Here is a 12,073-nt window from a genome sequence, read left to right as displayed (position 1 = left end):
CAATGCTTTCTACCAAGGCAAATCAATTCAACAGACTTTATCAAAAACCATAACTAATGACTCTAGAGCAACTTACCAACGAAATTCACAAAAAGAAATCATTCCTATGTATAGGGTTGGATGTTGATTTAGATAAAATCCCACCGCATTTATTAGAAAAAGAAGATCCTATTTTTGAATTTTCTAAGGCGATAATAGACGCCACACATGATTTATGTGTAGCCTATAAACCTAATACTGCATTCTTTGAAGCCTATGGCGTAAAAGGTTGGCAAGCTTTACAAAAAACAATTAATTATCTTAATGAAAACTATCCTAATCACTTTACCATCGCCGACGCTAAACGTGGAGATATTGGGAATACCTCAACAAGATATGCCAAAGCTTTTTTCGAAGATTTAGAATTTGATAGTGTTACCATTGCACCCTATATGGGTAAAGATTCAGTTGAACCATTTTTACAGTTCAATAATAAATACGCAATTCTCCTTGCTCTTACTTCAAATCAAGGAGCTTTTGATTTTCAAACTAAGCAAGTAGATGGTGTGCCGTTGTATCAACAAGTACTACAGACTGCCTCTCAATACGATAATAGTGATAGATTAATGTATGTTGTAGGAGCTACCAAAGCTGTGTACCTAACCGATATTAGAAAAATCATTCCAAATTCATTCCTACTTGTACCAGGTGTAGGTGCACAAGGTGGTTCTCTTGAAGATGTTGTTAAATATGGAAAGTCTTCAAATGTAGGATTGCTTATAAACAGCTCTAGAGGAATAATATACGCGTCATCAAATGAGGATTTTGAAAAAGCTGCCCGCGATAAAGCGCAGCAACTACAATTGCAAATGGCTAATCTGTTGTAGTTAATTTATTTATTAACGATTTTTAACCACTTACCACTCTCATCAACTTTAAGAAGGTAAACCCCTTTGGATAAAGCCGTTAAAACTATACTGCCAGAATTTTCAGCATCTATTAACAGCTGTCCTTGAATAGAGTATATTTGAATTTGAGGGTATAATTCTTTATCCAAATAAAGGTGTTGATTCACTACGTGCCATTTAACTTCCTGGGTAGATTGATCTAGTTGAGAAAGAGTTTGAAAAAGTAAGCCAAAATCAGGAATACCATAACCCAGAAGATTATCGGGCGAGTTAGATTGACTAGCATTTTGTTCTAGTGCACTTCTTAACTGCTGTGGAGTCAAATTAGGAAATGCCTCTAGTAAACAAGCTACGCCACCAGCTAATAATGGACTACTAAAACTTGTACCGTTTGCAGTTCTTAAATTATCATTGTGATCTATTATAGCCGTATTACCACCTTGAGCAGCAAGATCTGGTTTTATTCGATTATCAAATGAAGGGCCTATGCTTGAAAATACTGTACGTTGACTGCTAGCGTCAACAGCACCTACTGCGATTGCACCTGATGCATCAGCAGGAGAAGAAATATAGGGATGATTAGTCGAATTTCCTGAGTTTCCAGCGCTTGTAATCACCAACATTCCTTTTTCAAAAGCTACGTTTGCACCACGTGATGCAAAGCTAGTTTGACCATCCATATCATTATAAGTCAAGCTTTCTGAAGCGTTATCAAATGCCAGATAACCTAATGAAGTATTGATCACATCTACTCCTAGAGAATCAGCACGTTCTGCAGCGGCTACCCAATAGGATAATTCTGCTGGCGTTTCTTGAGCTGCTTCCTCAGTTCTAAAAAGCCAATAGCTTGCATTAGGAGCGGCTCCTTCAAATTGACCGGTTATGTGACCAGCCATAGTACTTAATACCCAAGTACCGTGAAAATGATCATCAGCATATGTAGCGTTTCTATCTACAAAGTCATAACCTCCTAAAATACCATTCTGACCTCTTAATTGTGAAAAACCAGACATACTATCTACATTAGGAAAACCAGAATCCATCACCGCAACATGTACACCATCTCCTGTATAATCTTGATTGTGCAAATTATCCAATCCCATCATTACTATTTGATTCAGGGCGTTCCCATAAGTATAGGGAGCACTGGACATACGGGTAAATTTATCTTGAGATGTGGATAAATTGCTTTTTGATGGATCTGCAAACTCTACTCTATCAACAAAACTCAAATTTTCTAAAGCTCTTAAATCTAACTCGGCACCAGTAACGTGTACGCAATTAAACCATTTTGATTGAGCCTTATATGAAATACCCGTAGCATTTTTAATTGCTACTACATATTGTTGATTTACAGGCACGTCTCGTTGATCAATTACAATTCCATGTCTAGCTTTACGTGCTATGGCCCTAGCTGTTAATATGGTAGATGGGTTGTTAATGGAGCTAGTAACATTAGGTTTATCAGTAAAATACACCCAAGCGTGCCATTCTTGGGCATCTAGCCCATAGCTTATTAAAAATAAGATTAACAACCATTTTTTCATACTATGCGATTACTCCAGATCCTATACATTCTGAATCTAAGTACCAAGCTACGAATTGACCTGCAGATATGGCACTTTGCTCATTATCAAAGATAACGTACAATCCGTTTTCTTTTCTATACAAAATCGCAGGTTCTAATTCTTGCCTGTAACGTATGCGAGCCATCACCGGCATACTATCGCCTACTGCTATTTCAAGGTCTGGTCTTATCCAGTGCGTTTCATTCTCTTTTACAAACAAGCCGCGACGGTACAAACCTGGATGACTTTTACTTTGACCTACATATATAGTATTAGTTTCTACATCTGTTTCAATCACAAACAAAGGTTCTTGAGTTCCTCCTACTCCTAGACCTCTACGCTGTCCACGAGTAAAAAAATGAGCTCCTTGATGTGAACCAACTATTTTACCATCATTTTTTTGATAGGTACGCTTTCGCGAAAGCGTAATTACATCAACCTCATCGTCACTATCGAGAGTGGTAACTGGCACCTGCGACTTTTGCAAGCTTACACTTGCTGGTACCTCTACGATATCTCCTACTTTAGGTTTGAGTTGTTGTTGTAGAAAATCTGGTAAACGCACTTTACCAATAAAGCAAAGTCCTTGAGAATCTTTTTTACCAGCCGTAATCAAGTCTTGGGCGGCTGCTATTTCACGAACTTCGGGCTTTTGCAGGTGACCTATTGGAAAAAGAGTACGTGCTAGTTGCTCCTGAGATACTTGACAAAGGAAATAGCTTTGGTCTTTATTAGGATCGGCACCGGCGACTAAGTGGTGAATTTCTTTACCATCTAGCATACTAGTCCTTTTTTGACAGTAATGACCAGTTGCTACAAAATCGGCTCCTAACTCAAGAGCTATATCTAAAAAGACATCAAATTTGATTTCACGATTACAAAGTACATCTGGGTTAGGCGTGCGACCAGCTGCATACTCGTCAAACATATAATTTACAATGCGCTCTTTGTACTGCTCACTTAAATCTACCGTTTGAAAAGGTATTCCTAACTTTTGCGCTACTAGCATAGCGTCATTTGAATCTTCCAACCAAGGACATTCATCACTTATAGTCACAGAATCATCGTGCCAATTCTTCATGAATAAACCAATTACTTCGTGACCTTGTTCCTTTAACAAGTGTGCAGCGACGCTACTATCTACGCCACCACTAAGTCCTACTACTACTTTTGCCATGATGCAAAAATAATGCAACTATTTGTGCAGTTCTCATTCTAGTATCTTTTCTCTTTATAGTGGTTCAATTTGATTCTATTATAATTTGTTTAATCTTTTTAACAGATAATTAAACAAATAACGAAAACCTTTTCGTTTCTTTGAAATGAATTAAAAAATAATACTCATGAAAAGCTTAAACCTTAAATCATTGCTATTTAGCTTTCTTGCTATAGCTTCACTTACCTTAACCTCTTGTGACGATGATGACGATAACATCATTGACTCAAATAACAGTGCTTACGACCTAACTGTTTCAAACTCAAACTTCACATCATTAAGAGCTGCATTAGAGAGAACTGGTCTAGATGCAACTCTAGATGGTAATGGTACTTTTACCGTATTTGCTCCAACTGATACGGCGTTTGCTACTTTTTTAAGTGCTAATGGATTTGCAAGCCTAGATGCGGTGCCAACAGATGTATTAAGAAACGTACTTCTTAATCATGTTTTAGGATCGGTTAATAGAAGTGGTGATCTAGTTGATGGTTATGTAAAAACCTCGGCGACTGATGCTAGTGGTAATAATTTAGATGCTTATATTGATGCATCAGCATTTACCGTAAATAACGCAGCAATTGACACTGCTCAAGTAAATATAGAAGTTGATAATGGTGTAGTGCACGTAATGGATGCAGTTATTCCTTTACCTACAGTTGCTGATCTTGCTGTTTACAATCCAGCTTTCGGTAACTTAGTTACAGCAGTTTCACAAGAAGGTTTAGTTGCGGCATTATCTGCTACAGATGCTAGTGCAACTCCTGCTCCACCATTCACTGTTTTTGCTCCTACAAACGATGCTTTCCAAGCGTTAATTGATGCAGATCCTAATGATGGGCTTAATAATATTAATGATGTATTAGCATTAAATAACTTGAGTGATATTCTATTGTATCATGTAGTATCTGGCGCAGCTGTAAGAGCTGAGGCAATCATGGATGGTGATGTTGTAGATCCAATAACAATGGGAACATTTACTATCAATACTACAAATGGTGTAGTAATTACAGATGGAACTAATACTGAAACTAACGTAATTGTTACAAACGTAACAGGTATTAACGGTGTAGTACACGCAATTGACTTTGTACTAAGACCATAGAAGATATTTAAAACCTTGGTTGGTAGATTGAAAAGGTCGGTGATTGCTTAATCACTGGCCTTTTCTCATTTAAGGGTTAATTGAGTATATTTACTTTACATGAATGAAGGTGATTATTTAAAAACTAAGGAAAAAATTCATCATAAGTGTATGATGCTTATAGGTGAACAAATTGATAGATTGACTAAACAGCTATCAGATTTACAAGACGCAAAAAACAACGAAACCAAAAGTAGCGCAGGCGATAAATATGAGACTGGCCGTGCTATGATTCACAACCAAGAAAATCTTATAGATTCACAATTGGTTACTAGTAAACGTTTACTCAATGAACTTTTACAAATAGATCCTTTTAAAAAGCAGGATGTAGTTACCACTGGATCTTTAGTCATTTTACATAACGGCATCTTCTACATAAGCGCTGGTCTAGGCGCGGTAATGGTAGATGAGCAACGTTATTTTGCATTGAGTTTAAAATCTCCTCTAGGAGTCGCAATAAGAAATAAGAAATCTGGTGAACCTTATCATTTTCAAGATAAAGATTTTATTATTCTAAATGTTTTTTAATGAAGAGTATTAAAGATCAATTAAAGACTATAGCAACAGAGCTGGATAAAGGTAATTTAGTTGCGGCTAGCGTTTCAAAAAAAGGCACCTACTGGCACCTTGATCATAGTTTAAGAGTAATTGAAGGCGTTCTAGAAACTTTAATCACTAGCAAACCAGAAGACTTTTCACCTAGAATTAATTTTTGGAAAAAAATAATATTGCTCACTGGTTACATTCCAAGAGGTAAAGGTAAGGCTCCAAAACAAGTTGTTCCCTTGCCAGAGATTTCAAAAGATGACTTATTGAAAAGACTAGAATCAATACAAGTTTTGTTGTCAAAAAGTGAAAACACTCACAAGAAAGCTCATTTTAATCATCCACTATTTAAAGATTTAAATAAGAAACAAACTTTAAGATTTTTGCGTATTCATACTCATCATCATCTGAAAATAATAGCTGATATTAATAAAAGAGCAAATTAATTTACCTCAATCTTATTTATTGACAATCCTTTGTGATGCAATGCTTTTTTTAATCTTTTCAATGATTCGGGTTGTATAATTTCAGTATCTATGACAATTTGAGAGCTTTTAGAGATAACAGTAATCTCATTTGCAAACTCCTTAACCTGATTAACATCTTTAAATTGTACTTCTTTACCAAATAGAGTATTCTTTTTTATACTCGTTTCTGTAAGGGTCAAATACTGTTTGTACACCTCGTATTTATGGTATGCAAACATCAATATACCAACAATAAATTCACCCAAACCTATACTAAACCAGCTTATATCCTTAGCATCATCAAAAATCAATGAGATTATAAATAGAATTAATCCCAATCCCATAAATAATAGCGCAATCATTCTATTGTTGTATAAAACTGATGGTTTATAATATATTTTTAACTGGTTTTCCATATAGAATTAAAGTGATTTAATTTTATAACTAACTATCCTCAAAAGTTGTTTTAATATGTGGTTTACTAATTTCAATAATAGTAAATACACACAGTAAAATACCCAGAACTCCTGTAAGTGCATTTAATACTGCCATAACTATAATAAAGGTATATCCTTTTCTCTTTTTAAGATTATTAGAAGCTTTTATAGTTAAGATCCCAAATACGATACAAATTACTAATCCAATAATACCAACAACTGTAAAAATAATTCCTGGATTAAAAGGAGTTTCTTGATTTTCTATTGGAATAAAAGTCATAAAACTTCCTAATCCTATATAAATCAAAAACAATAAGGACAATAGTAAGTTTAAGATTCCCTTTACTAAAAACAAGGTACTGAATAAATTAACCTGATCATGTTGTTGGCTAGGTCTATAATTTTGCGGTTGGTTGGAACCATGCGCTGTTTGTGTTCCTGATTGATGCATTTTTTATTTTATCAGTATTAAATCACGTAAATATGTTACAAACCAGCTAAGATTAAACTCTCAAGCAAAAGTTAATTATAGCACTTCACTACCTTTGCAACATGTCACAAGAGGAAGGAATAAGAATAAATAAGTATCTCAGTGAGCAAGGGTTTTGTTCACGACGTGCAGCCGATAAACTAATCGAACAGCAACGCATTACTATTAATGGTCAAGTACCTGAAATGGGAACAAAAGTACTGCCTGGTGATGAAGTTGCCGTTGATGGTGAAAAAGTAAGTAGTAAAAAAGAAAAACCAGTTTATATAGCATTACACAAGCCGGTAGGAATTGTTTGTACGACAGATACTCGTGTAGAAAAGGATAATATTATTGACTATATAAATTATCCTACTCGTATTTTTCCTATAGGTAGATTAGATAAAATGAGTGAAGGGCTTATTTTTTTGACTAACGATGGTGACATTGTAAATAAGATTTTAAGAGCTCGCAACGGTCATGAAAAAGAGTATATAGTTCATGTAAATCACACGATAACCGACCGTTTTATAAAAAGAATGGCAAGTGGTGTTCCCATCCTTGATACGGTTACCAGAGAATGCGAAGTAGAACAATTAGGAAAAAAAAGTTTTAGAATTGTTCTCACGCAAGGACTCAATAGACAAATACGCCGTATGTGTGAATATTTGGGGTATAGAGTTACTAAGCTTAAAAGAATACGAATCATGAACGTGAGTCTGGATATTCCTGTGGGACAATATCGCGACCTAACTAAAGAAGAATTATCTGAAATAAGACGACTTACCGCAGGTAGTACTAAGACGTTCGAATAATAAAAAATCAAAACCAGCTATTAAGCTGGTTTTGATTTTTATATATCTCTCCTATTTACTGTTTAATCAACTTGTGTTGATGTTTCTGGCCGTTATGCTCTATTTCGATGAAATACATTCCTGCACTTAACTCCTCAATATTAACTGTTGTATGCTGGTTATTTAGCTTTCGCGAAAGCGTGACCTTTCCACTAACATCATAAATACGCATTAATCCATTATCCAAAGAACGTTCCCAAGATACCGTTATTTGTTTAGTTGCAGGATTAGGGAACACAGTGAACTGTGGTTGGTCTACTTGAGGTTCATTTAAAGGAACTGTAAAGGTTGACGTAAAAGTGTTTGTAATTATAGGAGGATTAAAGTCAAAGTAAATCTCTGCAGTATTAGGAATAACCGTCCCATTTGTCCAGCCGGATTGTGGTTTGATTTTGAAGTAAACATAACCATTACTTCCAACTGGATTTGACAATGAATCTGGAAGCATTATGTTGTCAAATCTCCAAGTCACATCCTTTTCAACACGCTGCATAGAATAATGATGACTGGATGATATCATTTCAAGTGATTCCCAATCTAATTGAGCATCTAGCTCATCTTCTATTCTAACATTTATAGCACTAGCTGTTCCTGTATTTTGAAATCTAACCGTATAATAAAAGTAATCGTCGTTTGTAAATTCTTGTAGATTGATTGTCGGTCCTCTACTTTCCATTTTATCATTAGGGTCATAACTACCGATTATGACTTGATTACTACTTATTACATTGTTATTAGGTGTGAGATCATTGGCAACAGGTGTAATACTTGCGTCATTAGATAAAATGTCTCCTAAATTCACGGTTGGAATAACAGGTACCTGCATTGCTACTTCAAAAGTTCGATACTCAAAAGGCAACAAATTTGAATAGTTAAGATTTATTTGATTACCCGTAACCGTAGCATTAGGATCACTCACTGAAATAATTGTATTTAAGGGATCGACATCTACTTGTACTTGTCCTACGGAAACAGGTAATGGACCTAAATTACCATAAACAATGGTTTCAGTATAAGTAAATCCAGGTCTAGGTTGTTGATTAGGAACAATATAAATAGCTACATCTTCATAACTATTAACTGCACTTATTAAGAAATCACGAGTTGTTAAACCACTACCATTTGGTATGGTTTGATTAGTATAAGAAGCAGGAGCTACTGTATATGACGTATTATAGGCTGAAAAAATATCGTAAGTAAGATCATAACTATTGGTAGGATCTATGTCATATATTTCAAATTCTCCATCGGGTGTAGCAATGTTCATGATAGATCCATTAGAGTTCAATTCCCACCCAAACGTTCCAAGAGGAAAAGGAACATCTGTGCTATCTACTACTCCATTTGCATTTACATCAAGTATTGATCTCATTTGTATCCCATCACAACTTACGGTTGCCGTTGAGCTTGAGGCTATTTCGAATTTTAAAAACCCAGGTTGTTGTGTGAAATTACTCGCTAGTAATAAATAGAATTCCCCAGCTTGAGCATTTGGAATTGTTGCAATTTCTGGCATTGCTAGGCTAAAACTAGAATCAATTAGGTCATTTGCTGTTAATGAACCACAGTTTTGAGTAGGATTTGTAAACGGCCCATAAATTGCAAAATCAATATCTAATCCTTGACCATTGAAGGTAGGTGAAGTGTTTTGGTATAGTTCAAGTGTAAGAGAGCCACTGGTTTCAATAGGAATGTAATACCAAGATGGATTTCTAGGACCCGATGATTGTGAAAATGGATAATAATTACCAGCTTCGGCAAAAATATTTCCGAATACATTAGGTTGCGCTTGCCCTAGTTGGTTACACAAGGCCACAGCATCACTACATCTATAAGCAGAATTACAATTTGCATTGGCAATTAATTCAATAGGATATACAACATCGCAACCTGATGGAATTAATTCTCTGATAAAAATATCAATAGAAGCCGATGATGCTATACCAGCAACAGTATAGGAGCTTGGTGTTGCAATTGGGTTCACTTGATTTTGAGCGTCATTTAAACTTAAATAAAATTCAACACTATTTGAAGAGGACAAAAGGGATGAACTCTCTGTTAGATCAAAGTCAATGACACCATCAAGATCGTCATCGCATTCTACTAAGTCAGGAAGGTTATGATTATTATCTATTAAAGTGGGAGCTACTGTAAGATTAAAAAAATCAACACCGTAATTTCCTGTAAGATTATCCTCTAACCTAACATATACTTGTTGATCGGTAGCTACACAGTAATTATTTGTATTTGAAATAGCATTTACATTTGACTGCGCATCTGACAGTGAATTGTGATAGGTTACAGTAAATGAACTTGATGATTGTCCTGCAAGAATTACACTATCATTTAAGGTCAAATCAAAGCAGCTTAAACCAGTTGTTGAGTCCAAACAATCGGTAAGATCAATTGGAGGATTAATTGCTAAACAATTGTTTGTTTGTGATACACTAACAGGAAATACAGAAAAACACAAACTAGGGTCATATTCTACTCTTACAAATATGGTATTTAGAGTATTAGAAGCTGTAAAACCAGCATGACTGCCAACTGCATTTATGGAAGCATCCGCATCTTGCTGAGATAAATGATAGGAAATATTGGCCGAGGCAACGCCATTGGGTAAAGAATGTGATTGTACTTCCGTTAAAATGGTGAATGCATCATAATCAATTATTCCAGATCCAGTTCTATCACAACCTTCAACAGTAGGAAAAGTATAATTTTGCGGTTCGGGAACACCTATGACATTAAATGTCATAGAAGTATCAACTGTGTTTACATCTATATTTTCAAAACGAACAAATATTAAATCAATAGAACTTGTACAGTATGGTGAGGCTATTGGATTTGAATTATTATCTGCATCAACTTGTGAAAGATGGTAAGAGATAGAATAGTTAACTGGGTTTGAATTTGATAATATCAACGAGTCTTGTTGAGAAAGATCGAAGCAGCTGGTGTTACTACCAGGAGTTAGGCATTCGAATAAATCAGGTAACGGAGAACTTGTAGCGTTACACAATCTAGGATAAACGGTTATATTTTCAATAACCCAACAATCGGATTGAAAATTAGGATCACCATATTGCTTAAGAAAAATGCTGGTACCATTTGGGCTTACGGGAATACTCGCATTTGAGGAAATGGGATTAATATCATTATCTGCATCTTGCTGAGATAAGAATATTTCTATCATAGGACTAGTTGATGCTATGGCATTAATCTCATTAATTATATCAACACGTGAGGTTAAAAAGCCACTACCTGGATTTTGTGCACTACATACAGTTACTGCCTGAACTGTCGTAGGCAAAGGCGTTGGGTATAAAATTACAAATACTGAAACTACATCAAAACTTCCGGTAGCAGTCTCAAATACTCTTGCAAAGTATTGAGAGTTTTGAATACTTACAGGAGTACTCGATGGATTAGTAAAAAAATTAACTCCATTTGAAGCATCGGACATATTGTTGTAAAACGTAATCGTAAAATCAGATGGATTAAGTGATCCTAAAATATCGTTTTCTAAAGAGGTAAAATCAAATAATTCGACACCATCATTAGATAGATCATCACAAATTTCTGCAGTAGCATCGTTTGCCCTTGTTTGAGCATAGCTCATACTGCATACTAATAAAAGTAAGGTAAGTAGTTTTATTTTCATGGTTAAGCTTTTTGGTTTCAGAAAGTTACAACATTTTGTTTAATAAAAAACCTAATTATCAACACTTTAGTTAAAACCAATCTTTTAAAACATTAAAAGCATTTTTAAATAAAACTGTTGTAAACTATCTTTCACTTATGAGTAAAGAGCGAGCAGAATTACAAAAAGCTGAAGCCATAGCAGCTGAACTTTTTGAGGAGATCATAAAAAGAAATCTGATCCAATCAGGAATTACAGAAAAAGAACTTAATACTAAAATTTATGATCTAGCCGAAGAAGTATTTAATATTAAAAAATACTGGCACAAAAGAATTGTAAGAGTTGGGGAAAACACCTTACATCCATACGATGAAAATCCACCTAACATTGATGTGCAAAAAGACGATATATTATTTTTAGATTTTGGACCTATCATTGAGGATTATGAAGCTGATTATGGGCGTACGTATGTACTAGGAAATGATCCCATTAAAAAGCAACTTGCTCAGGATACAGAGAAGTTGTGGCATATTGCCAATAATTTCTATAAATCAAATCTTGATATAACCGGTTCACAGTTGTACAAATACTGTGTTGACCTTGCAGAAGATTTTGGATGGCAATACGGTGGACCCATTGCCGGTCACCTTATAGGACATTTTCCTCATGAGCAATTAGATAAAGAGGACAAAACGAACTACATACATCCAGAAAATCATACACCCATGTCATCTCTTGACCGTGCTGGAAGAAAAAGAGAATGGATAATAGAAATACACCTAATAGATAAATCAAAAAAGATCGGTGGATTCTTTGAGCAACTAGCCGGATAGTAATCATAAAAA

At 35.1% G+C, this 12,073-nt stretch carries 11 protein-coding genes; 6 read left to right on the top strand and 5 right to left on the bottom strand.

Going from position 1 to position 12,073, the window contains the following annotated elements; all coding sequences use genetic code 11:
• The first annotated feature begins 56 nt into the window (after positions 1 to 56).
• Positions 57 to 866 (top strand): orotidine-5'-phosphate decarboxylase, encoded by an 810-nt coding sequence (gene pyrF, locus HCN53_RS00130; protein ID WP_167341607.1) that lies wholly within the window; start codon positions 57 to 59, stop codon positions 864 to 866.
• 5 nt (positions 867 to 871) lie between these two features.
• Here pyrF and HCN53_RS00125 read toward each other — a convergent pair whose 3' ends face one another.
• Positions 872 to 2,434 carry a S8 family serine peptidase gene (locus tag HCN53_RS00125; protein WP_167341606.1) on the bottom strand — a complete coding sequence of 521 codons (1,563 nt, stop codon included), beginning with the start codon at positions 2,432 to 2,434 and terminating at the stop codon, positions 872 to 874.
• 1 nt (position 2,435) lies between these two features.
• Positions 2,436 to 3,632 (bottom strand): tRNA 2-thiouridine(34) synthase MnmA, encoded by a 1,197-nt coding sequence (gene mnmA, locus HCN53_RS00120; RefSeq protein WP_167341605.1) that lies wholly within the window; start codon positions 3,630 to 3,632, stop codon positions 2,436 to 2,438.
• A 166-nt stretch (positions 3,633 to 3,798) separates the two neighbouring features.
• Between mnmA and HCN53_RS00115 the strand changes: the two genes are divergently transcribed.
• The 3 genes from HCN53_RS00115 to HCN53_RS00105 all read left to right on the top strand — a co-directional run bounded on the left by HCN53_RS00115 (position 3,799) and on the right by HCN53_RS00105 (position 5,804).
• The gene (locus tag HCN53_RS00115) at positions 3,799 to 4,773 is read left to right on the top strand and encodes a fasciclin domain-containing protein (RefSeq protein ID WP_085774289.1); all 975 of its coding nucleotides are present in this window, start codon (positions 3,799 to 3,801) and stop codon (positions 4,771 to 4,773) included.
• Between the two features lie 99 nt (positions 4,774 to 4,872).
• Positions 4,873 to 5,340, top strand: coding sequence for a hypothetical protein (locus HCN53_RS00110; protein WP_042278968.1), 468 nt, complete (start codon positions 4,873 to 4,875; stop codon positions 5,338 to 5,340).
• Positions 5,340 to 5,804 (top strand): hypothetical protein, encoded by a 465-nt coding sequence (locus tag HCN53_RS00105; protein ID WP_105018495.1) that lies wholly within the window; start codon positions 5,340 to 5,342, stop codon positions 5,802 to 5,804. Before HCN53_RS00110 ends, HCN53_RS00105 begins: the two co-directional genes overlap by 1 nt.
• Here HCN53_RS00105 and HCN53_RS00100 read toward each other — a convergent pair.
• Both HCN53_RS00100 and HCN53_RS00095 read right to left on the bottom strand, forming a co-directional pair.
• Positions 5,801 to 6,241 carry a hypothetical protein gene (locus tag HCN53_RS00100; protein WP_167341604.1) on the bottom strand — a complete coding sequence of 147 codons (441 nt, stop codon included), beginning with the start codon at positions 6,239 to 6,241 and terminating at the stop codon, positions 5,801 to 5,803. The two genes, HCN53_RS00105 and HCN53_RS00100, sit on opposite strands and share 4 nt — an antisense overlap.
• Positions 6,242 to 6,269: 28 nt before the next feature.
• Positions 6,270 to 6,713: a hypothetical protein gene (locus tag HCN53_RS00095; RefSeq protein ID WP_240919364.1), complete on the bottom strand. Its 444-nt coding sequence runs from the start codon at positions 6,711 to 6,713 to the stop codon at positions 6,270 to 6,272.
• A gap of 101 nt (positions 6,714 to 6,814) precedes the next feature.
• Here HCN53_RS00095 and rluF point away from each other — a divergent pair, with 101 nt between their 5' ends.
• Complete coding sequence (gene rluF / locus HCN53_RS00090; protein WP_167341603.1) at positions 6,815 to 7,546, top strand: 23S rRNA pseudouridine(2604) synthase RluF; 732 nt, start codon at positions 6,815 to 6,817, stop codon at positions 7,544 to 7,546.
• A gap of 55 nt (positions 7,547 to 7,601) precedes the next feature.
• Here the strand turns inward: rluF and HCN53_RS00085 are convergent, their stop codons facing one another.
• Positions 7,602 to 11,249, bottom strand: a complete 3,648-nt coding sequence (locus tag HCN53_RS00085) for a T9SS type A sorting domain-containing protein (protein ID WP_167341602.1) — start codon at positions 11,247 to 11,249, stop codon at positions 7,602 to 7,604.
• Positions 11,250 to 11,386: 137 nt separating this feature from the next.
• Between HCN53_RS00085 and HCN53_RS00080 the strand changes: the two genes are divergently transcribed.
• Entirely contained in the window at positions 11,387 to 12,061 is a 675-nt protein-coding gene (locus HCN53_RS00080; protein ID WP_105018491.1) for a M24 family metallopeptidase, read from the top strand.
• The last annotated feature ends 12 nt before the right edge of the window (positions 12,062 to 12,073 follow it).

Source organism: Nonlabens sp. SY33080 (genome assembly GCF_011784885.1).
Lineage (GTDB): Bacteria > Bacteroidota > Bacteroidia > Flavobacteriales > Flavobacteriaceae > Nonlabens > Nonlabens tegetincola.
The sequence above is the reverse complement of the archived record's forward strand: the minus strand, read 5'-3'. Positions and strand labels throughout refer to the sequence as shown.